Here is a 21,226-nt window from a genome sequence, read left to right as displayed (position 1 = left end):
CGGACTGGCCTCCGAAACGCGCGCCAACTCCTACCAGCCCACCCCGACGGTTTCCCCGCCCTCGGTGGGACGGCGACCCTGGCGGCGGCCCGCACGACGGCGAGCCGTGGCCGCACGGCACCGGTTGATCGTGATTGGATGCGGTGTCCCTTCACCCACGACGTCGTGTAACCGAGGTAGCCAGTGGCCGCACCGAACCTGACCAGAGAACAGTCCGCAGAACGGAGCGCCCTGCTCTCCGTGCAGTCCTACGCCGTCGAACTGGACCTCACCGACGGCCGGGGGAAGCCGGGGGAGCACACCTTCCGCTCCACGACGACCGTCCGGTTCCGCGGTGGGACACCCGGCGCGAGCAGCTGGATCGACCTGGTCGCCGACCGGGTCGAGCGCGCGGTCCTCAACGGGACGGAGCTGGACGTCAGCGCCTACCGGGAGGAGGACGGGATCGCGCTGCCCGATCTCGCCGAGGACAACGAGCTGGTGGTGGTGGCCGACTGCCGCTACATGAACACCGGCGAGGGCCTGCACCGGTTCGTCGATCCCGTCGACGGCGGCGTGTACCTGTACACGCAGTTCGAGACGGCCGACGCCAAGCGCATGTTCGCCTGCTTCGACCAGCCCGACCTGAAGTCCGTCTACGACCTCGTCGTGACCGCGCCCGCCGACTGGAAGGTGATCTCCAACGCGGCGGCGGAACGCACCGAGGACACCGCCGACAGCGGGGTGCGCCACGTCTTCCGGCGCACGGAACGCATGTCGACCTACCTGGTCGCACTGGTGGCGGGCCCCTACGCGGAGTGGCGGGACGAGCACGACGGCATCCCCCTCGGCCTCTACTGCCGGGCCTCGCTCGCCGAGCACCTCGACGCGGAGCGGCTGTTCACCGAGACCAAGCAGGGCTTCGACTTCTACAACTCCGCGTTCGGGGTCCGGTACCCCTTCGGCAAGTACGACCAGTGCTTCGTGCCCGAGTTCAACGCCGGAGCGATGGAGAACGCCGGCTGCGTCACCTACCTGGAGGACTACGTCTTCCGGTCCAGGGTCACCCGGTACCTGTACGAGCGCCGGTGCGAGACGCTGCTGCACGAGATGGCCCACATGTGGTTCGGCGACCTGGTCACCATGCGTTGGTGGAACGACCTGTGGCTCAACGAGTCGTTCGCCACCTGGGCCAGTGTGCTCGCCCAGGCGGAGGCGACGGAGTACACGCACGCCTGGACCACCTTCGCCAACATCGAGAAGTCCTGGGCGTACCGGCAGGACCAGCTGCCCTCGACGCACCCCGTCGCCGCCGACATCCCCGACCTGCACGCGGTGGAGGTCAACTTCGACGGCATCACCTACGCCAAGGGCGCCAGCGTGCTCAAGCAGCTGGTCGCCTACGTGGGCCTGGAGAACTTCCTGGCTGGTCTGCGGCTCTACTTCGAGCGCCACGCCTGGGAGAACGCCACCCTCGCCGACCTGCTGTCCGCGCTGGAGCAGGCGTCCGGCCGCGACCTGTCCTGGTGGAGCGCCGAGTGGCTGGAGACGACCGGCCTGAACTCGCTGCGACCCCGCTTCGAGCTGGACTCCGAGGGCCGTTTCACCTCCTTCGACGTGATCCAGGGACCGGCCAGGCCAGGTGCGGGCGAACTGCGCACCCACCGGGTCGCGGTGGGCGTGTACGACGAGGACCCGGCGACCGGCCGTCTCGTCCGGGTGCGGCGGGTCGAGCTGGACGTCTCCGGCGAGCGGACCCCGGTCGAGGAGCTGGTCGGGCAGCACCGGGGGCGGCTCGTCCTGGTCAACGACGACGACCTGACCTACTGCCACATGCGCCTGGACCCGGAGTCGTTGACCACCCTGATCGACCGCATCTCCGACGTCGAGGAGTCGTTGCCGCGCACGCTGTGCTGGTCGGCGGCGTGGGAGATGGCACGCGAGGCGGAGCTGAAGGCCAGGGACTTCGTGAACCTGGTCCTCAACGGGGTGCACCGCGAACCGGAGGTCGGCGTGGTGCAACGGCTGTTGCTCCAGGCCCAGACCGCCCTGAACTTCTACGCCGCCGAGGACTGGCGGGCCGAGGGCTGGTCGCGGTTCAGCTCCCGGGTGTTGGAGTTGGTCAGGACGGCGGAGCCGGGATCGGACCACCAGTTGGCCTTCGTCAACTCGCTGAGCGGCGCGGTGCTGGGTGCGGCGGAGCAGGCGGCGGTACGCGGCTGGCTCGACGGGGTGGACGTCCCCGAGGGGCTGACGGTGGACACCGACCTGCGTTGGCGGCTGCTCCAGGCGCTGGTCGCCCACGGCTCGGCTGGCGCGGACGAGGTCGAGGCGGAGCGGGAGCGGGACGACACCGCGACGGGTCGCCGACAGGCCGAGCGGGCACTGGCGCTGCGCCCCACGGCCGCCGACAAGGCCGAGGCCTGGCGGCGGGCCACGCTCGACGACGAGTTGCCCAACGCGGTCAACGAGGCCATCATCGCGGGCTTCGCGCACCCGGGCCAGTCCGAGCTGTTGGCGGACTACGTGGGGCGGTACTTCGCCGAGATCGCGGACGTGTGGAGCAGGCGTTCCATCGAACGCGCCCAGCCGGCCGTGGTCGGGCTCTTCCCGTCGTGGGCCGTGTCGGAGGAGACGGTGTCCGCCGCCGACGAGTGGCTCGCCGCCGAGCACCCGCCCGCGTTGCGCCGGCTGGTGTCCGAGGGGCGTGCTGGTGTGGTGCGGGCGTTGGCGGCCCGGGAGTTCGACGGGCAGTGACGCGGACCGTTCCTGGAGGCGTCCCGTTGGCGGGTCGCCTCCGGGGGCGGAGCGAACCCGAGATCGGTACGAGCCGGAGTTCGGCCGGAACCGACCCGCTCGGGACGCGCCGACCGGGCACGCCCCGAGCGGGGGCCGCGCGGGTGGGGGAAGGCGGTCGTCCCCGGGGCCCGCACCGGCCGGGGCGCACGTGGGACGTGGTGGAGGGCGGGCCGCGCTGACCGCCCCGCCCGGCGTCAGTCGCGCTGGATGTCCACGCCCGCCTGGTCGGACAGCATCCGCAGCCCGTCCAGCAGGCCACCGGCCAGGTCGCCCTCCTTGAAGGAGGCCACCATGCTCATCACCGCGAGCTTGCAGCTGCGGTCGGGGATGCGACGGCCGGCTTCCTCTCCGGTCACCAACTCCACGACCCGCTGCTCGGGCGAGACGGCGATCAGCACGGAGTCGGTCGCCCTCGCGCCGAGGGACGCGTGCAGTTCCTCGGCCTGGCGGCGCGTGTTCTCGCCGAGCCCACCCAGGTAGATGCTGAAGTCCAGTCCGGTAGCCCTCGTGGTGAGCGTGAGGGCCTCGTCGAGTCGCGCGAGCTCGTTGTGCCCGAACGGGGAGTCCGACTCCTCGGGCAGCACCCGTTTGGCGACCGAGACCCGCCCGGTCACCGTCCTGGCCTCCCCGTACCCCAGTTCGGCGTCAGCTTCCGCACTGCGCTGCGCCACTTCACCAGTTCCCACGGGCGCCTCCCTGGATCGTCGTCGTCTGGAGGCCCTCGGTCGGTTCCTCGGCGACGTGTCGCTGGGATCCGCGCAGCCCTGCCGGGTTGGCGGTCCACCAGATCGGCTCGTGCGTCCACTCCTGCCCCGGGCGGTAGCGTGTGTCGCGAACGGGTTGCTTCCGCAGCGTCAGCAGCGCGACCAGCCCATAGAGGACGAGTGGGATCAGCACGAAGACGAGTGTTGTCTCCATGATGGTCACGGCCCGTACGGTAACCGATGACCTGGGCCAAGCGCCTCCTGCGGGTCCTCGGACGGCGGCCCGGGCCAGCCACTCGGCCAAGGTGAACCAGGTGTGACCAACTCACCGACAGTTCGCTGTGTGGGTGACATTTCCCCGCCATCCCTCGGTTGCGTCACAGCGTTTGCGCACTACCCGTGCACTTCCCTCGCTCCGCTACTCATCCCACCGGTGGAAACGGCGTACGCCAGGCCGCCACCTGGCCGCTTGTGCCACGTCCACCCCGCTCCTAGCTTCTGTGGTGGGCGGCCCGGGCCCCGTGCGCATGCTGACGAGCACTCGCGCAGTTCCAGCTCGTTCCCATTCTCGTGATCAGCTGTCCGAGGAGGATCCGCATGTCCGGCCACTTGGTGATTCGTCGTGGAAGCAGCACGCGCGGACTCGCGCCCCAGCCGTCCGGTGCCCTCGTCTCTCGTCCCGGTGGTCCCCGGTGCGGGAGCGCCGGCGAGCGGGTGCCGAGCCGGGGGCGCACCAGCGGTGCGGGGTGCTCAGCACCGACCAGTGCGGGCATCCGGGTGACCCGCGCCGGGATCCGCGTGACCCGCGACGGGATCCGCGTCACCGAATCCGGGATCCGAGTCACCCCCCGAACCCCCAACCACTCCACGCCCAACGCCGGCATCCGCGTCACCCGCGACGGCATCCGCGTCACCAAGGCCGGCATCCGCGTCACTCGTGATGGCATCCGCGTCACCGAAGCAGGCATCCGCGTCACCCCGCAGAAGCCACCCCACCGCTCATCCCGCGCCGGCATCCGCGTCACCAAGGCCGGCATCCGCGTCACCCGCGACGGCATCCGCGTCACCAAGGCCGGCATCCGCGTCACTCGTGATGGCATCCGCGTCACCGAAGCCGGCATCCGCGTCACGCGCTGAGCTGGCCCGCCGCCAGCCTCGGCGGCGTGTTCCCGGTGAGACCCCGGTTCGGCACGGAGCCGGACCGGGGTCTCACGGCAGCCGGGACACCCGAGCATGACCAGTGGTCGACCGCGCGACCTGGCGCAGCGCACCGGGCGGGACATGGGCGGGCGCTCGTGCCTCCTCCAGCTCGGCCACGCCCGAGGCTCCACCGGAGGTGGTCCGCCGCCGCCAGCACCCCGCCTCGGCCGGGTGCGGCTAGGCCGCCTCCCCGAGGTAGGGCAACCAGAGCGGATCGGTCTCGCCGGCGCCCGCCAACAGACGCCAGTGGGGCCCGTGCGGCGCCCTCGGGAGGACCCGCAACCTCCACCCGATCTCCAGGAGCAGGCGGTCAGCCTTGCGGTGGTTGCAACGCGCGCAGCTGGCCACGCAGTTCTCCCACACGTGCTGCCCCCCTCGGCTCCGGGGCACCACGTGGTCGACGGTGTCGGCACGGCCACCGCAGTAGGCGCACCGGTGCCGGTCCCGCAGCATCAGACCGGCGCGGGTCAGCGGCACGCGGCCCAGGTAGGGGACCCGGACGTACCGGCTGAGCCGGATGACCGAGGGCACCTCCTGCACCAGGGCGGCCGCCCGCAGGGCACTGCCAGCTGGGTCCCGGTGCACCACCTCGGCCTTCCCACAGACCACCAGCACCACCGCCCGCCGCAACGGCAGGGCGGTCAATGGCTCGTAGGTCGCGTTGAGCAGCAGGACCCGCCGACGTGCCGGGATGATCGACCCGCCGGTCGATGCTCTCCGGGCATGGTCCATACTTGGCGCCAGCACGCCCACTGGGCCGTGTCGTTCTCCTCCACCGTCGGCCGCGGCGTCCGCGTGCGGCCGTGGGGCACGCAGGACGGACCGGGATGCGAACCCGTCAGCCACGCCGATCGGAGTGGGTTGTCGGTCGGGCACTCGACCACCTCCACCGCTAGCGTGGACTAGTCGACCACATCTGGTGGCTTCCGCGCACCTGTGAAAAGCCGATACACCGAAAACAGGTCCCCCGGACCCGCCCATTCGTGTCGCAACTCACAGCGAGCCACGTGGTGGAACCGAACCTGACGGCGGCCGACCGCGCCCGGTTCTCTAAGGTCAGCGGGTGACCGCCAGCCCCGCACCCCCGAACGGCGCAGTCGATGACTACCCCCGGGCACGTCGGCTCGATCTCGTCGACGACCTGCACGGCCGACCGGTCCCTGATCCCTACCGGTGGCTGGAACGGGGCGACTCCCCCGAGACGGAGTCCTGGCACCGCGAGCAGGACGAACTGACGCGGCGTCGCCTCGACGGACTTCCCGGCAGGGAGGCGCTCGACGCCCGTCTGACCGAGCTGACCTCGGCCGGTTCCGTCTCCGTTCCGACCTGGCGCGCCGGCCGCGCCTTCCTCACCCGGCGGGTTCCCGGGCAGGACCACGTCGTGCTCCACGTCCGGGAACGCGCCGACGACGGATCCTGGCGGGAACGCCCACTCATCGACGTCGCGGAGATCGACCCGTCCGGTCGCACCACCCTGGACACCTGGTCGCCCAGCCTGGAGGGCGATCTGCTCGCGTACCAGCTGTCCGTTGGCGGCGACGAGCACTCCGTGCTGTTCGTGGTGGACGTGCGGACCGGCGAGCGGGTGGACGGCCCCATCGACCGGTGCCGCTACTCGGCCGTGGCCTGGCTACCGGGGGGCAAGGAGTTCTACTACGTCCGCCGCCTGCCGCCGGAACGGGTCCCCGCCGGTGAGGAGCAGTTCCACCGCAGGGTCCTGCGGCACGTCGTGGGCCAGGACAGCTCGGAGGACGAGGTCGTCCTCGGTGAGGGACTCGACCCGACGAACTACTACGGCGTGCGGGTGTGCCCCCGGGGCCGGTGGCTGCTGGTGACCGCGCGCCCGGGCACCGCCCCCCGCGATTCGGTGTGGATCGCGGACCTCCAGGCCGGCGGCACCCTGACCCAACTGGTGGACCAGCGTGACGGGATCCGGGTCGACCCCTGGGTGGACCGGACCGGGGTTCTGGTGGTGCGCACGACCGACGGCGCGCCCCGCTGGCGGCTGTGCGTGGCCGACCCGGAACGGCCGGAGCGTGCCGAGTGGCGCGAGCTGGTCCCGGAGGAGCCCGACGCCGTCCTGGAAGGGGCGCGGTACCTGCCAGGTGGCCCGGAACACCCGTCCAGCCTGGTCGTGCTCCGTTCACGTCATGCCAGGTCGGAACTGTCGCTGCACCACCCCACGACGGGTGAGCCGCTCGGAGACGTGCCGCTGCCCGGGCCGGGAGCGGTCACCGGCCTCTCCACCGTCGACGACCAGACGGGGCACGACGAGGACCGCATCTGGATCGGGTGGACGGACTTCGTCACGCCGCCGGGAGTGCTGGAGCACTCGGTGCTCACCGGGCCAGCCGGGCTGGTGAGTCCGGCACCGGGAGCGGTGCGGCCCCCCGAGGTGCGCACGGACCAGATCTCGTACCACTCGGCCGACGGGCAGCTCGTGCGCATGTTCGTCGTCTCCCCGGCGGGCGTGCCGGACCGCCCTCGTCCCACGCTGCTGACGGGCTACGGCGGGTTCTCGGTCAGCCGGCGCCCCGGCTACTCGTCGGCGGCACTGGCGTGGGTGGCCGCCGGTGGCGTGTGGGTCGTCGCCTCCCTGCGCGGGGGTGGTGAGGAGGGCGAGGACTGGCACCGCGCCGGGATGCGCCAGCACAAGCAGCGGGTGTTCGACGACTTCCACGCGGCGGCGGAACACCTCGTGGCCCAGGGCTGGACCACGCCCGAGCAGCTCGCGATCATGGGCGGGTCCAACGGCGGTCTGCTCGTGGGCGCGGCGCTGACCCAGCGGCCCGAGTTGTACCGGGCGGTGGTGTGCTCGGCCCCCCTGTTGGACATGGTGCGCTACGAGCACTTCCTGCTCGGCCGCACGTGGAACGACGAGTACGGGAGCGCCGAGGTCCCGGAGGAGCTGGACTGGTTGCTGGCCTACTCCCCCTACCACCACGTGGTCTCCGGGGCGAGGTACCCCTCCGTGCTGTTCACGGTCTTCGACTCCGACACCAGGGTGGATCCCTGCCACGCCAGGAAGATGTGCGCGGCCCTCCAGCACGCGACCTCGGGTGAGCCGGCGGAACGCCCGGTGTTGCTCCGCCGCGAGACCGAGGTCGGGCACGGCGCGAGGTCGGTGTCGCGGTCGGTGGCGTTGTCCGTGGACCAGCTCGCCTTCCTCGCGGAGGCCACCGGTCTGGATCTCGGCTGACGGCCGCGCCGGTCCGGGCCCCGCACCCCGCTCAGCGTCGTCGTCGGCCGCCGACCCAGCGCCGACCGGCCCAGCTGAGGACGCCGAGGCCGAGTGCCGCGATCCCGGCCAGGACCGAACCCGCGGGCAGGGTGACGGCGAGGACCAGGCAACCGAGCAGGCCCGTCGCGGGCACGACTCGCGGCGGGCGGTGTTCCTCGCGGGACAGGGTCCACGCGGCGACGTTGGCGATGGCGTAGTAGACGAGCACCGCGAACGAGGAGAACCCGATGGCGTCGCGCAGGTCCACGAGGCTCACCAGGACCGCGACGACCAGCCCGACCGCGACCTCCGCGCGGTGCGGGCCTCCGAAGCGGGGGTGCACCGCCGCCAGCCGGCGGGGCAGGTGCCCATCCCTGGCCATCGCGAACACGGTGCGGGAGACGCCCAGGACCAGGGCGAGCAGCGCCCCGAGCGCGGCCGCGGCCGCCCCCACCCGGACCAGCGGGGTGAGGGAGGGCACGTCGCTGGCGGCGACCACGGTGGCGAGGGGGTCGGGGGCGGCGGCCAGCTCCGCCGGTCCCACCGCGGCCAGGGCGGCACCGGCGACCGCGACGTACACCAGGAGGGTGAGGCCAAGCGCCACGGCGACCGCGCGGGGGATGGTCCGGCTCGGGTCGCGCACCTCCTCCCCCAGGGTCGCCACCCTCGCGTAACCGGCGAAGGCGAAGAACAGCAGACCGGCGGCCTGGAGCACGCCCGCTCCGCCGGTGCCGGCGGGTGGGGCCAGGCGGGCGGCGTCCGCGCCGTCCGAGGTCAGGGCGAGAACGACCACCAGGGTGAGCACCGCCAGGGTGATGGCGACGAGTGCCCTCGTCAGCGCCGCTGACTTCCGCACTCCCCGGTAGTTCAGCGCGGTCAGCGCGAGCACGACCCCCACGGCGAGTGCCGTGCGGCCTGGGCCGCTCGCGGCGGGGAGCAGGTAGGCGGCGGCGGTGAGCGCCATGGCGGCGCAGGAGGCCGTCTTGCCCACCACGAAGCCCCAGCCGGCCAGGTGTCCCCAGAACGGCCCGAGCCGCTCCCGCCCGTAGACGTACGCGCCGCCGGACTCGGGGTGGCGTGCGGCCAGCCTGGCGGAGGAGATCGCGTTGCAGCAGGCCACGAGGGCCGCGACAGCCAACGCGGGCAGCAGGTTGGCACCGGCGACCTGGGCCGAGGGGGCGAGGACCGCGAAGACCCCGGCGCCCAGCATCGCCCCGAGGCCGACGACCACGGCTCCCCCGGTCCCCAGCTGCCGCGACAGCCGGTCGGCGGCACCGTCCCCGGACACGCTGTTCACCCCTGGACCTCCCCGCGTCGATGGTCGACCCACGAGCTTGGCGCGGCCACGTGAACGTGGGGGCACCAGGAGGTGACGGAGGAGGTGGTGGTCGGCGACGGGACGGCTCCATCCTGGGCACCAGCCCGTCACCGTCGGTGACGACGGCTGGTGCTCTCGCTGTCCGTGTGCCCGCCGTCGCCCTCGGCGACGGGTTCCTCATGGCCCACCGCTCGATGGGCCGCGGCCAGCCGCCCGACGCGAGGGCTGTACCGGTGCAGGTCCCGTGACCAGGCCGGGAGTCGTGGGGTGACCGCGTCTCGGCGCCGAGGTGGTCCAGCCGCTCCCAGCTGGACGGGTGACAGTGGGACGTCATCCAGATTTCGTTCGCGTGTTTCCCGGGCTTCTTGTCTTGACAACAAGCCGTAGCGGGCCTGTTATGGGTGACATAAATGAAACGCCGTTGCGATTATCGCAACGATTCCTCCCTCGGAGCGTTCATGTCGTCGTCCTCCCGCGCCCCCAGCGGCGTATTACAGACCGCGGACCGCGCGCTGCTGGTGCTCGCCGCGTTCACCGAGCGGGAACCCGAGCACGGGGTCTCCGACCTCGCGCGGCGCCTCGACCTGGACAAGTCCCAGGTTCAGCGCCTGATGGCGACCCTGGCGCGACGGGACTTCCTGGTCGCCGACCCGAGGACCCGGCGTTACCGCCTCGGGCCGGCGCTGGTCGGCCTGGGCCGGCTGGCCGAGCGTGGCGACGGCATCAGCACGGTGGTCCGCCCGATCCTGCTCGACCTGTCCGAGACGACAGGGGAGAGCACGGTCTTCAACGTCGCCGACGGGGGCCGCTACCGGTGCTCGGTGGCCGTGGACCAGCCAGGCCCGTTCCGGTACACCTCGGCGGTCGGCCAGCTCTTCCCCGGGCACGGCGGGGCCAGCGGGCACGCGATCTTCGCCTTCTACCCGGAGGAGGAGATCCCGGCCCTCTTCGCACCCGAGCTCGAGGGAGCGACCGACGCGACGATCGGCACCCGCGCCGAGCTGCGACGGCGCTACGCCGAGGTGCGGGAGCGCGGTTACGCGGTCTCGTTCGGAGAACACGACGCCCGGGTCGTCGGGGTCGCCGCTCCGGTGTTCGCCCACGGGACCGTCCTCGGCTCGGTCGCCGTCGTCGGCGCCGCCGCGCACCTGCGCCCCCAACTCGACGCGATCGCCGAACGGGTCGTCGCAGCCGCCGACGCGCTCACCCAGCGTTTCGGTTCCCCACCCGGAGCCCCCCAACCCGACTGATCCGCAGTCGGGTTGGGGGGCTCCGCTCCCGATCTGATCCCCACCCGAGCAGTGCCCGTCGCGGCGGCTCGTCCCAGAAAGGAAGCCGGTATGTCTCGGACTCGGTCCACCCCGGCTCGTCCGCTCCACCACCCCACGGTGTTCGAGCCGCTGACGTTCGTGCTGATCGTCGCGCTCAGCGCCTTCGGGGCGCTGATCGGCCTGCACCTCATCACCACGCTGGGCATCTCGGCGAACACCTCGGTCATCGGCGCGCTGCTCGCCATGCTGCTGGGCCGGGTGTCGATCCTGGGGCTCAGCAAGATGCGGAGCATCCACCGGCAGAACCTGACGCAGAGCGCGATCTCCGCCGCCACCTTCGCCGCCGCGAACGCACTGCTCACCCCGATCGCCATCCCCTTCGCCTTCGGGCGTCCCGACCTGGTGTGGCCGATGCTGATCGGTAGCGCCGCCGGGCTGATGATCGACATCTGGGTGCTCTACCGGGCGTTCGACAGCGCCTTCCTCCCCGCCACCGGCACCTGGCCGCCCGGCGTCGCCGCCGCCGAGACCATCCTCGCCGGCGACCGGGGCGGCCGGCGGGCGCTGATCCTCGCCGGTGGCGCCGTGGTCGGTGTCGTCGGCGCCTTCGCGGGGCTGGCGATGTCCGCCGCCGGTGTCGCCCTCATCGGGAACATGTGGGCGCTGCTGATGTTCGGTGTCGGGCTGTTCGTCAACCAGTACGGACCCGGCCTGTTCGACGTCGACCTGACCGCGCTCTACATCCCGCACGGCGTCATGATCGGCGCCGGTCTGGTCGCCCTCGGGCAGGCGATCCACCTGTTGGTGGGACGTCGTTCCGCCAAGGCGGCAGCCCGGGCAGCGGCCACCGCGTCCAAGGCCGGCCAGCCGGCCGTCGAGGAGGTCGAGCCCGGCCGTCCCACGGTGGACCCGGCCCGCCTGCGCCGGGCCTTCGGGGAGGGCTTCGTGCTCTTCGTGCTGGGCGCGGTGCTGCTGGCCGTGCTCTCGGGGCTGTGGGCGGACATGAGCCCGATGGCGCTCATCGGCTGGGTCCTCTTCGCCGGCTTCGCCGCCCTGGTCCACGAGATCATCGTGGGCCTGGCCGCCATGCACGCCGGGTGGTTCCCCGCCTTCGCCGTCACGTTGATCTTCCTGGTCTGCGGCCTCCTCGTGGGGATTCCCACCGTGCCCCTGGTGCTGCTGACCGCCTACACGGCCACCACCGGACCGGCGTTCGCCGACATGGGCTACGACCTCAAGGCCGGGTGGATGCTCCGCCGCGAGGAGCAGAACACCGCCTTCGAGCTGGCGGGCCGCCGCCAGCAGTACCTCGCCTCGGCCATCGGCTGCCTCGTCGCGCTGGGCATGGTCGCGCTGCTGTGGCGGTCCTTCCTCGAAGGCGGGAGCATCCCGCCGGTCGCCACGGTCTACGCCGACACCATCAAGGCCGGTCTCGGCGCGGACGGCGTGCTGACGAACATGCTGATCTGGGCGGTGCCGGGCGCGCTGATCCAGCTCATCGGCGGCTCCCGCCGGCAGATGGGCGTCCTGCTCGCCACCGGCCTGCTGGTCGGCAGCGTCAACGCGTGCTGGCTGGTCTTCGCCGCCTTGCTCGGACGGGTGATCTACCGCCGGGTTCGCGGCGCCGCCGCCGACCAGGAACTGTCCCTCGTCGGCGCCGGCCTGATCGCCGGGGACTCGGTGGCCGCCACCGCGCAGGTCCTGCGGTCCTGATCCGTCCCGGGGGGCCGCACCGGCCCCCCGGGTTGTTCCAGAACACGACACCGAGCACGCCGGCAGGCGTGCACTGAGAGGAGCTCACCGTGGAGGTCGTCAACCGGGTGGAGTCCCGGAGCGGGTATCTCAGCTACGAGGCCGCGCTGGGTGCGCGCAAGCTCGTCGAGGAGATCATGCTGGTCAAGCCCGGTGAGTCCGTGGTCATCACGGTCGACACCGCCGGCGACGACCGCGTCGCCGAGTTGACCGCGCAGGCCGTGCAGGCCGCTGGCGCCAGCCCCGTGGTGGTGCGGTACCCGACGAATCCGAGCTCGGCGATGGAGCCACCGTCGCCGGTGGCAGGCGCCATCGCCTCGGCCGACGTGTGGATCGAGTACGCGGTCGGCTACCTGATGCACAGCAACGCGTTCCGTCACGCGATGGAGACCGGCAAGCCCCGCTACGTCAACCTCACCGGCATGGACGTGGCGATGCTGGTCGACACCGTGGGCCGGGTCGACTTCGCCGGCACGATGCGCCTGGGCAAGGCGCTGGTGCGCCTGCTGGAGCAGGCCGACGAGGTGCGGATCACCACCCCGGCCGGCACCGACCTGACCGCCCGCAACGGGGATCGCCCGATCAACCTGCGGGGCAAGCCGGCCGAGCGCCCCGGCGAGACCATCATGCTGGCCGGGCAGATCTCCTGGAACCCGCTGGAGGAGACGCAGCAGGGAGTCCTCGTCTTCGACGGCGCCGTGTGGCCGCCCGACGAGCTGGGCCTGCTCCGCACCCCGGTGCGGATGCCCGTCAAGGACGGCGTCGTCACCGGCATCGAGGGCGACGCCGACGCCACGGTGTTCCGCCGCTGGATGGAGGGCCTGGACGACCCGAACATGTTCCGGATCGCCCACTGGTCGCTGGGCTTCAACCCCGGAGTGCTGCGCCCGACCGGCCGCATCGTCGAGGACGAGCGCGTGTTCGGGTGCGTCGAGCTGGGGCTGGGCACGAAGGGCGCGTGGATCGGCGGCGAGCCCTGGGTGGCGGCGGCCCACACTGACGGCAGCCTGCTCAACCCCTCCATCTACCTCGATGGGGAGGCCATCGAGATCGACGGTCGTTACGTGCACCCCGAGTTGGTGGAGATCTGCCGCGAGCTCGGCGTGTCAGGGTACTGAGCATGCGCGTGAACGAGTACCGCCAAGCAGGCATGGTCATCACCGAACACGTGGTCGAGTCCCCCCTCGACCACCGGGACCCCGCGCGGGGCTCGATCGAGGTGTTCGCCAGGGAGGTCGTCTCCTCGGCGAACGCCGGGAGGGACCTGCCCAGGCTGCTGTGGCTCCAGGGAGGTCCCGGCAACCGGGCACAGCGGCCCACCGCCCCGAGCACCTGGCTCGGCAGGGCGCTGCGCGACTACCGGGTGGTGCTCCTCGACCAGCGGGGCACCGGGCTGTCCACTCCCGCCAACCGGCGCACCCTGGCGGAGGTGGGTGGCCCCGAGGCCCAGGCGGACTACCTGTCGCTGTTCCGGGCCGACTCGATCGTCGGTGACGCCGAGGTGCTGCGCCGGCACCTCGGGGGTGACGAACCGTGGAGCGTGCTCGGCCAGAGCTTCGGCGGGTTCGTCACCCTCAGCTACCTGTCGTTCGCACCGGAGGGACTGCGGGAGGCGTTCGTCACCGGCGGGTTGCCCCCGCTGGCCGGGACGGCCGACGACGTGTACCGGCTCACCTACGACCGGACAGTCGAGCAGAACGAGCTCTACTTCGCCCGGCACCCCGCTGACCGGGAACTGGTCCGGCGGGTCGTCGACGTCCTCTCCGCCGGGGAGACCCGGCTGCCGACGGGGGAGGTCCTGACCCCTCGGCGGTTCCAGACGGCGGGCATCCAGCTCGGGACGAGGTCGGGCTTCGACTCCCTGCACTTCCTGTTGGAGCAGGCCTTCGCCGGCTCGCCGGGTCGGGACCGGCTGGGTGACACGTTCCTCGCCGAGTTGGGCGCCGCGTTGTCCTTCGCGGCGAACCCGCTGTACGCGGTGCTGCACGAGCCGATCTACAACCAGGGGACGGCCTCGTCGTGGGCGGCCGAACGCGAGTACCAGCGCCGGCCGGAGTTCGCGGTGGACGCGGAGGACTTCCTGTTCACCGGGGAGATGATCTACCCGCTGCACTTCGCTGAGGTGCCCGCGTTGACGCCGCTGCGGGAGACGGCCGAACTGCTGGCCTCCCGCACGGACTGGCCGGCGCTGTACGACCCGGCGCGGCTGGCGGCGAACGAGGTGCCGGCGTTCGCCGCCGTGTACTACGACGACATGTTCGTGGCCCGGGAGCACTCGTTGGCGACGGCGTCGGCGGTGCGCGGTCTGCGACCGTGGATCACCAACGACTACGCCCACGACGGCGTCCGCGCCGACGCGGCGGTCCTGGACCGGTTGCTGGCGATGGCTGGCGGACTGTCGTGACCGGCGGTCTCCCCCGGCTCGGCGTGGTCACCATCGGCCAGTCGCCCCGCGTCGACCTGGTGCCGGAGCTGCTGCCCCGGCTGGGTCGGGTGGAGGTCGTCGAGCGCGGCGCGCTGGACGACCTGGGCCGGGCGGAGATCGCGGCACTGGCACCGGGCGAGACCACTGTCGAGCGGCTGGCGACCCGCCTCGCCGACGGTCGGGGCGTCGCGCTCGACGGGGCGCTGGTGGCGCCGCACCTGCGGGCCGCCGTGCGCTGGGTGGAGGAGGCCGGGGTCACGGCGACCCTGCTCGTGTGCACCGGCCACCTCGTCGACATCCCCCACCGGCGCCCGTTGATCACCGCCCAGCCCCTCGTCGTGCACGGGGTGCGGGGCCTGGTCAGCGCCGCCGGCGCGGCGACGCTCGGCGTGGTGTGCCCCCTCCCGGACCAGCGGGACACGGCGGCCGGCACGTGGCGGGACGCGGCCGACCGGGTGCTCGTCGAGGCGGCCACCCCCTACGCGGAGCCGGCCGCCCTGGCCGAGCAGGGGGTGGCCAGGGCGGCCGCCGACCTCGCGGACCGCGGCGCCGACTGGATCGTCCTCGACTGCATGGGTTACTCGGAACGGATGCGCCGGCTGGCGGCCAACGCGAGCGGCCGGCCGGTGGCACTGGCCCGCTCGGTGGTGGCCCGGCTGGCGGCGGAGGTGATCGCATGACCGCCGTCAACCAGGACGGCAGGGCCACGGTGGGCGTCATCCGCGTGGTCAGCTCGACCGACGCCGACCTCGTCGCCGCGCACGGCAGGGCGGTGGAACGCGAGTGGGACGTGCCGACCCGGTCGGCGTGCATCCCGGACCAGCCGTACGGGGTGCACGACGAGGCCAGCCACGCCCTGGCGGTTCCCAAGATCGTCGACACCGCGCGGGCGCTCGCCGGCACCGGCTGCGCGGCACTGCTGATCAGCTGCGCCGCCGACCCCGGGTTGCGCGAGGCCCGGGCCGCGGTGGGCATCCCGGTCATCGGGGCGGGCTCCGCCGCGGCGGCGGCCGCGCTCGCCACCGGCGACCGGGTGGGTGTCCTCGGCATCACCGACGAGGTCCCCCCGGCGGTCGGTGACGTCCTCGGCGCGCGCCTGGTCTCGGCCCGCCGACCGGACGGCGTGACCCGCACGACCGACCTGCTCACCGACCAGGGCGCCGCCGCCGCCCGCGCCGCCGCCGCCGACCTGGTCGCGGCCGGCGCCGAGGTGCTGCTGTTCGCCTGCACCGGCCTCACCACGATCCGCCTCGCGCCGTGGGTGCGCTCCCACCTGGGAGTACCCGTGGTCGACGCGGTCCTGGCCGGCGGCGCGGTCGCCACGCTCGCCCTGGGAGGGCGGGAACGCTACGAGGAAGGAGACCAGGCATGAGCCTGCGACACGTGATGGACGCCTACGACCTGCTCGACGACCCGGGGGTGGACGGGGAGGCAGCCGCCGAGTGGCTCCGGTCCCACGGAGCCGACCGGGTGGAGGTCACCAGGGTGACCGGCGAGTCGGGGCGCACCGACTTCCTGCGGTGCGTCGTTCCGGGTTCTCAGGGCCGCCTCGCCGGGGGAACCGCGCCCACGTTGGGCGTGATCGGACGGCTGGGCGGGCTCGGCGCCCGGCCCGAGCAGATCGGCTTCGTCTCCGACGGGGACGGCGCGCTGACGGCGTTGTCCACGGCGGCGAAGCTCTCGGCCATGCGCGCCCGGGGTGACGTGCTCGCCGGGGACGTGGTCATCTCCACCCACGTGTGCCCCGACGCCCCCACGATGCCGCACGACCCGGTCCCGTTCATGGGCTCGCCGGTCGACATGGGCCAGATGAACGAGCACGAGGTCAGCGCGGAAGCCGACGCGGTGCTGTCGGTGGACACCACCAAGGGCAACCGGGTGCTCAACCACCACGGGTTCGCGATCTCCCCGACTGTCCGGCAGGGCTGGATCCTGCGCACCAGCGAGGACCTGCTGGGCATCGTCGAGCAGGTCACCGGCCGGCTCCCGGCCGTCCTCCCGCTGACCACCCAGGACATCACGCCCTACGGCAACGGCGTGTACCACGTCAACTCGATCCTCCAGCCGGCGACGGCGACCACGGCGCCCGTGGTGGGCGTCGCGTTGACCACCGAGACGGCGGTGGCCGGCTCCGCGACGGGGGCCACCGACCCGCACGTGGTGGAGCAGGCCGTCCGGTTCTGCGTGGAGGTGGCCAAGCGGTTCGGTCGGGGCACCTGCTCGTTCCACGACACCGCCGAGTTCGACCGCCTCGTCGAGCTGTACGGGCCGATGACCCACCTGCAGACCGGCGGCTGACCCCGCGCGCACCGGGCGTGGGCCGGGGAGGGGCGGGGCGGGTGCGGTGACCGGCCCCGTCCCCCGCTGCCGGTGTCCCGTTCAGCGGGCCGGCTCGTCGAACCTCGGGTGGGCGTCCAACAGGAACCCGAGGTCGCTGCCGGGAGCGAGCTCGCGGGCCGGCCGGCCCCGCTCCATCAGGACCGCTCCGGTCTCGCCACCGAGGGTCGCGGCCGTCCCCGACACCCGCGCCCAGGCGCCCTCGCGGAGGCCGAGCACGGGGACGTCGTTCTCCTCGTGGAACTCGGCGATCCGCTGCTCCCTGGTCTCCCCCATGTGCGTGCTGCCCGGGCTGGCGTCCAGGAAGTGCGGGTTGATCTGGAAGGGCACCAGACCCAGCGTCTCGAACGAGGGCGGCTGCACGATCGGCATGTCGTTGGTGGTGCGCAGCGACGGGCAGGCCATGTTCGTCCCGGCGCTGGCCCCCATGTAGCGCAGGTGCCCCGACCGCACCTGTCCCCGCAGCGCGTCCAGCAGTCCCCGGGTGCGCAGGTTCGACAGGAGGCGGAACGAGTTGCCGCCCCCGACGAACACCGCTCGGGCTCCCGCCAGCGCCTCCCGGGGGTCCTCCCGTTCGTGCGCCCCGACGACCTCCACGACGTCCCGCAGCGCCGTGCGGACCTTCTCGGTGTACCCGTCGTGGTCCGCCAGCGCGTAGGGGACGAACACGAGCCGGTCCACCCCGGTGAGGAAGTCCCGCACCTCGTCCCCCGCGTGTTCGAGGAAGCCCCGTCCGTGGTTGGTGGAGTTCGACAACAGCAACAGGTCCATGACCCTCCGCCCTTCTCTGACCTCGTCGTTCGCCCTCGGCGTCCTCGCGAGCCTCCCATCCGGCCCCCCTGTGACCTCGCACCCGTCCCACCTCGCGTGCCCCGGGCGACGACACCACCCCGGAGGTCACGCTCGGGTAACGAAGACAACACCGGGTCCCCGGTCGCGGGTGGCTAGCATGGCCGACGTGTCCACCGTTTCCCCCGGCCCCGAGCCCGCGTGCGTGAACGAGGACGGGTCCATCTGCGACCGCGTCTTCGAGGTGACCGGCAACGCGACGGTCGCCGAGCTGTCCCCGCTCGTGGTCAACGGCATCGCGATCGCCCTCATCGTGATCGCCGCGTTCGTGCTCCGCTGGCTGGTGCACCGGATGATCTCCCGGGCGACCAGGGGTGGCGGCGAGGGCCGGGTGCCGGCGCTGCTGGCGCCGTTGCGGGAGCGGGCACCGGACGCCCTGGGGCCGCTGCTGTCGGAACGTCGGGCCCAGCGCGCCAGGACCATCGGCTCGGTGCTCAAGTCGGTCGCCAGCTTCGTGATCTACGGGGTGGCCGCGCTGATGGTGCTCGACCAACTCGGCATCCAGATGGCCCCGATCCTGGCCTCGGCGGGTGTGGTGGGCGTCGCCATCGGTTTCGGCGCGCAGAACCTGGTCCGAGACTTCCTGTCCGGCATGTTCATGATGCTGGAGGACCAGTACGGCGTCGGTGACGTGGTCGACCTCGGTGACGCCATCGGCACGGTGGAGGCCGTCGGCCTCCGGGTGACGACGCTACGGGACCTCAACGGCACCGTCTGGTACGTGCGCAACGGCGAGGTCCTGCGGGTGGGCAACTTCAGCCAGGGCTTCTCGGTGGCCGTCGTCGACCTGCCGGTCGCCCACACCGTTCCGGTGGACAGGGCGATCCAACTCGCGCTCGACACGGCCACCGAGGCCGCCGAGGAACCCAGCTTCTCGGCGGACGTGCTGGAACCCCCGGAGATGCTCGGCGTCGACCAGATCACGGCGGACACGATCACGATCCGGCTCACCGTGAAGGTCCGGCCCGGACGCCAGTGGGCCGTGCAGCGCTCGCTGCGGGCCAGGATCAAGGACGTCTACGACCGGGAGGGCATCACCGCGCCCTACCCCGCCGGCCGTGCCTTCTACCAGCAACAGCAGCAGCCCTGACGGGCGGTCGTCGGTCCGCGGCGCACGTGGGTGAGGATGGAGAACGTGGCAGCACCCGAGAACTTCTACCAGGCTGTGGGCGGCGAGCCGACCTTCCGCGCGATCGTCGGCCGGTTCTACGAGGAGGTCGCCAAGGACGACCTGCTGCGGCCGATGTACCCCGAGGAGGACCTCGGCCCTGCCGAGGAGCGCCTGCGCCTGTTCCTCGAGCAGTACTGGGGCGGTCCGCACACCTACTCCGACCGCCGGGGCCACCCGAGGCTGCGGATGCGGCACGCCGCCTTCCACGTGGGGCCGGCCGAGCGGGACGCGTGGCTGCGGTGCATGCGGGTGGCCGTGGACGAGGCCGACCTCTCCGAGGAGCACCGCGACCAGCTCTGGAAGTACCTGGACATGGCCGCGCACAGCCTGTTGAACAGCTGGGAGTGAGGGGTCCGGGACCTCCTCCCCGCGCCACCACCCACCCGTCGGGCTTCCTGATCGGTTCACCTCCACCCCCCTGATCCGGTCGGCCCAACCGGCGGCGGTGACCACTACTGCGGACGGCCCAACGAGGCGAGGTGTACGCAGTAACGACGTGGATCACCCGAAATGGATCACCCGTACGGGAGAATCCGCGCCTCGGAGATGGCAATATGGCTCTTTGTGCGACGATCCGCCGACATTCAGCGCGAGGCCATCGACGGGCCCGACTGGTGGGGCAACGCTGTCTTCTACCAGGTGTACGTCCGTTCGTTCGCCGACTCGAACGGTGACGGCGTCGGAGACCTCGAGGGCATCCGGCAACGGCTGGGCTACCTGGAGCTACTCGGGGTGGACGCCCTGTGGCTCACGCCGTTCTTCCGTTCCCCCATGGCCGACCACGGCTACGACGTCGCGGACCCCCGGGACGTCGACCCCCAGTTCGGTGACCTGGCGGCCTTCGACCGGCTCATCGAGGACGCCCACGCCGCCGGCATCAAGGTGACCATCGACCTGGTGCCCAACCACAGCAGCGACCAGCACGTGTGGTTCCAGGAGGCGCTGGTGGCACCGCCGGGGAGCCCGCAACGTGACCGCTACATCTTCCGGGACGGGCTCGGCTCGGACGGTGAGCTGCCCCCGAACAACTGGACGAGCATCTTCGGCGGCCCGGCGTGGACCCGCGTCGCCGACGGACAGTGGTACCTGCACCTGTTCGCGCCGGAACAGCCGGACCTGAACTGGGCCAACCAGGAGGTCTGGCTGGACCTGGAGACGACGCTGCGGTTCTGGCTGGACCGGGGCGTCGACGGCTTCCGCATCGACGTGGCGCACGGCATGGCCAAGCCGGCGGACCTGCCGGACATGTCCGAGGACGCCGACCAGGGCTCGGCCGTCCTGCACGACAACCGGTTGGACCCCCGCTTCGACAACGACGGTGTGCACGACATCCACCGCATGGTCCGCAAGACGCTGGACCAGTACAGCGGGAAGGTCGCCGTCGGGGAGATCTGGGTGAAGGAGGACCACCGCTTCGCCCGGTACGTCCGTCCCGACGAACTCCACCTCGGCTTCAACTTCCGGCTCGTCGAGGCGTCCTTCGACGCCGGGGAGGTCCGCGCGGCGATCGAGCACTCGATCGCCGCGGTCGCCGAGGTGGGAGCTCCGCCCACCTGGACGCTGTCCAACCACGACGTTCCCCGGCACGCCACCCGCTACGGCGGCGGCGACCTGGGGGTGCGGCGCGCACGGGCCATGGCCCTCGTCCAGCTCGCCCTGCCCGGCACGATCTACCTGTACTACGGGGAGGAGCTCGGGCTGCCCAACGTCGAGCTGCCCGACTGGGCCCTTCAGGACCCGATCTGGCGGCGGTCGGGCGGCACCGACCGGGGGCGGGACGGCTGCCGCATCCCGATGCCGTGGGAGGGCGACCAGCCCGCCTTCGGTTTCTCCTCCGGTGAGACGAGCTGGCTGCCGATGCCGGAGGAGTGGGCCGCGCTCACGGCGGAACGCCAGCTGGAGGACCCGGACTCGATGCTCTCCCTGTACCGGAGGGCGATGGAGATCCGCCGGACCCACCCGGGATTCGCCGGTGACCAGGTCGAGTGGTACGGGGCGCCGGACCGCTGCTTCGCGTTCCGCCGCAGCGAGGGGCGGCTCATCTGCGCGTTGAACACCTCTGACGCCTCGGTTCCGCTGCCGCCGGGAGAGGTGCTGCTGGCCAGCGGCCCGCTCGACGACAACGGGGAGCTCCCCCCGAACACGGCGGCCTGGCTGCACTGACCTCGACGTGCCCGGCTGGCCCTCCCCGTGGAGGGCCG

Annotated in this window: 18 protein-coding genes; 13 read left to right on the top strand and 5 right to left on the bottom strand. The window is 72.3% G+C overall.

Translation table 11 applies throughout. The annotated features are described in order from the left end of the window. Nucleotides 1-183 precede the first annotated feature (183 nt). On the top strand, nucleotides 184-2,736 hold the full coding sequence (gene pepN, locus G443_RS22125) for an aminopeptidase N (RefSeq protein WP_026418530.1): 2,553 nt from the start codon (nucleotides 184-186) through the stop codon (nucleotides 2,734-2,736). 236 nt (nucleotides 2,737-2,972) lie between these two features. Here pepN and G443_RS22120 read toward each other — a convergent pair whose 3' ends face one another. Beyond that, nucleotides 2,973-3,464: a DUF5130 family protein gene (locus G443_RS22120; RefSeq protein WP_035274323.1), complete on the bottom strand. Its 492-nt coding sequence runs from the start codon at nucleotides 3,462-3,464 to the stop codon at nucleotides 2,973-2,975. Beyond that, nucleotides 3,451-3,696, bottom strand: coding sequence for an aa3-type cytochrome oxidase subunit CtaJ (gene ctaJ / locus G443_RS22115; RefSeq protein ID WP_051313895.1), 246 nt, complete (start codon nucleotides 3,694-3,696; stop codon nucleotides 3,451-3,453). The genes G443_RS22120 and ctaJ overlap by 14 nt, the downstream gene beginning before the upstream one ends. A 584-nt stretch (nucleotides 3,697-4,280) precedes the next feature. Between ctaJ and G443_RS22110 the strand changes: the two genes are divergently transcribed. Beyond that, nucleotides 4,281-4,619, top strand: a complete 339-nt coding sequence (locus tag G443_RS22110) for a hypothetical protein (protein ID WP_253860268.1) — start codon at nucleotides 4,281-4,283, stop codon at nucleotides 4,617-4,619. A gap of 240 nt (nucleotides 4,620-4,859) precedes the next feature. Here G443_RS22110 and G443_RS22105 read toward each other — a convergent pair whose 3' ends face one another. Continuing rightward, on the bottom strand, nucleotides 4,860-5,558 hold the full coding sequence (locus G443_RS22105) for an HNH endonuclease (RefSeq protein WP_372492998.1): 699 nt from the start codon (nucleotides 5,556-5,558) through the stop codon (nucleotides 4,860-4,862). A 187-nt stretch (nucleotides 5,559-5,745) separates the two neighbouring features. Between G443_RS22105 and G443_RS22100 the strand changes: the two genes are divergently transcribed. Further along, nucleotides 5,746-7,881, top strand: a complete 2,136-nt coding sequence (locus G443_RS22100; protein WP_026418535.1) for a prolyl oligopeptidase family serine peptidase — start codon at nucleotides 5,746-5,748, stop codon at nucleotides 7,879-7,881. Nucleotides 7,882-7,912: 31 nt separating this feature from the next. Here G443_RS22100 and G443_RS22095 read toward each other — a convergent pair whose 3' ends face one another. After that, nucleotides 7,913-9,199 (bottom strand): APC family permease, encoded by a 1,287-nt coding sequence (locus G443_RS22095; protein WP_051313868.1) that lies wholly within the window; start codon nucleotides 9,197-9,199, stop codon nucleotides 7,913-7,915. 479 nt (nucleotides 9,200-9,678) lie between these two features. On the opposite strand from G443_RS22095, the gene G443_RS22090 reads away from it, so the two are divergent. The 7 genes from G443_RS22090 to G443_RS22060 all read left to right on the top strand — a co-directional run bounded on the left by G443_RS22090 (nucleotide 9,679) and on the right by G443_RS22060 (nucleotide 16,966). Beyond that, nucleotides 9,679-10,470, top strand: a complete 792-nt coding sequence (locus tag G443_RS22090; protein ID WP_162147298.1) for an IclR family transcriptional regulator — start codon at nucleotides 9,679-9,681, stop codon at nucleotides 10,468-10,470. 90 nt (nucleotides 10,471-10,560) lie between these two features. Beyond that, the gene (locus tag G443_RS22085; RefSeq protein WP_211237507.1) at nucleotides 10,561-12,204 is read left to right on the top strand and encodes an OPT/YSL family transporter; all 1,644 of its coding nucleotides are present in this window, start codon (nucleotides 10,561-10,563) and stop codon (nucleotides 12,202-12,204) included. A gap of 89 nt (nucleotides 12,205-12,293) precedes the next feature. After that, nucleotides 12,294-13,361: a 2,5-dihydroxypyridine 5,6-dioxygenase NicX family protein gene (locus tag G443_RS22080; RefSeq protein WP_026418538.1), complete on the top strand. Its 1,068-nt coding sequence runs from the start codon at nucleotides 12,294-12,296 to the stop codon at nucleotides 13,359-13,361. Between the two features lie 2 nt (nucleotides 13,362-13,363). Next, nucleotides 13,364-14,647: an alpha/beta fold hydrolase gene (locus G443_RS22075; protein ID WP_026418539.1), complete on the top strand. Its 1,284-nt coding sequence runs from the start codon at nucleotides 13,364-13,366 to the stop codon at nucleotides 14,645-14,647. Next, complete coding sequence (locus tag G443_RS22070) at nucleotides 14,644-15,348, top strand: AroM family protein (protein ID WP_026418540.1); 705 nt, start codon at nucleotides 14,644-14,646, stop codon at nucleotides 15,346-15,348. The genes G443_RS22075 and G443_RS22070 overlap by 4 nt, the downstream gene beginning before the upstream one ends. After that, complete coding sequence (locus G443_RS22065) at nucleotides 15,345-16,040, top strand: aspartate/glutamate racemase family protein (RefSeq protein ID WP_026418541.1); 696 nt, start codon at nucleotides 15,345-15,347, stop codon at nucleotides 16,038-16,040. The genes G443_RS22070 and G443_RS22065 overlap by 4 nt, the downstream gene beginning before the upstream one ends. Beyond that, nucleotides 16,037-16,966 carry a DUF1177 domain-containing protein gene (locus G443_RS22060; protein WP_026418542.1) on the top strand — a complete coding sequence of 310 codons (930 nt, stop codon included), beginning with the start codon at nucleotides 16,037-16,039 and terminating at the stop codon, nucleotides 16,964-16,966. Before G443_RS22065 ends, G443_RS22060 begins: the two co-directional genes overlap by 4 nt. Nucleotides 16,967-17,047: 81 nt before the next feature. On the opposite strand, the gene pepE is transcribed toward G443_RS22060, so the two are convergent. Beyond that, complete coding sequence (pepE, locus tag G443_RS22055; RefSeq protein ID WP_026418543.1) at nucleotides 17,048-17,776, bottom strand: dipeptidase PepE; 729 nt, start codon at nucleotides 17,774-17,776, stop codon at nucleotides 17,048-17,050. 178 nt (nucleotides 17,777-17,954) lie between these two features. Here pepE and G443_RS22050 point away from each other — a divergent pair, with 178 nt between their 5' ends. From G443_RS22050 to G443_RS22040, 3 genes are all read left to right on the top strand, one after another. Next, nucleotides 17,955-18,944, top strand: a complete 990-nt coding sequence (locus tag G443_RS22050) for a mechanosensitive ion channel family protein (protein WP_030105423.1) — start codon at nucleotides 17,955-17,957, stop codon at nucleotides 18,942-18,944. Nucleotides 18,945-18,980: 36 nt separating this feature from the next. Then, nucleotides 18,981-19,373 carry a globin gene (locus G443_RS22045; RefSeq protein WP_030105424.1) on the top strand — a complete coding sequence of 131 codons (393 nt, stop codon included), beginning with the start codon at nucleotides 18,981-18,983 and terminating at the stop codon, nucleotides 19,371-19,373. Nucleotides 19,374-19,589: 216 nt separating this feature from the next. After that, nucleotides 19,590-21,188 carry a glycoside hydrolase family 13 protein gene (locus tag G443_RS22040; protein WP_051313870.1) on the top strand — a complete coding sequence of 533 codons (1,599 nt, stop codon included), beginning with the start codon at nucleotides 19,590-19,592 and terminating at the stop codon, nucleotides 21,186-21,188. Nucleotides 21,189-21,226: the final 38 nt, after the last annotated feature.

The sequence above is a fragment of the Actinoalloteichus caeruleus DSM 43889 genome (genome assembly GCF_000429185.2).
Lineage (GTDB): Bacteria > Actinomycetota > Actinomycetes > Mycobacteriales > Pseudonocardiaceae > Actinoalloteichus_B > Actinoalloteichus_B caeruleus.
This window is presented reverse-complemented; position numbering and strand designations above follow the sequence as displayed.

Coding starts and splice junctions, on each gene's coding strand:
- ctaJ (WP_051313895.1), bottom strand. CDS start 3,696: ATGGAGACAACACTCGTCTTCGTGCTGATCCCACTCGTCCTCTATGGG.
- pepE (WP_026418543.1), bottom strand. CDS start 17,776: ATGGACCTGTTGCTGTTGTCGAACTCCACCAACCACGGACGGGGCTTC.
- G443_RS22050 (WP_030105423.1), top strand. CDS start 17,955: ATGGCCGACGTGTCCACCGTTTCCCCCGGCCCCGAGCCCGCGTGCGTG.
- G443_RS22075 (WP_026418539.1), top strand. CDS start 13,364: ATGCGCGTGAACGAGTACCGCCAAGCAGGCATGGTCATCACCGAACAC.
- G443_RS22085 (WP_211237507.1), top strand. CDS start 10,561: ATGTCTCGGACTCGGTCCACCCCGGCTCGTCCGCTCCACCACCCCACG.
- G443_RS22060 (WP_026418542.1), top strand. CDS start 16,037: ATGAGCCTGCGACACGTGATGGACGCCTACGACCTGCTCGACGACCCG.
- G443_RS22090 (WP_162147298.1), top strand. CDS start 9,679: ATGTCGTCGTCCTCCCGCGCCCCCAGCGGCGTATTACAGACCGCGGAC.
- G443_RS22045 (WP_030105424.1), top strand. CDS start 18,981: ATGGAGAACGTGGCAGCACCCGAGAACTTCTACCAGGCTGTGGGCGGC.
- G443_RS22065 (WP_026418541.1), top strand. CDS start 15,345: ATGACCGCCGTCAACCAGGACGGCAGGGCCACGGTGGGCGTCATCCGC.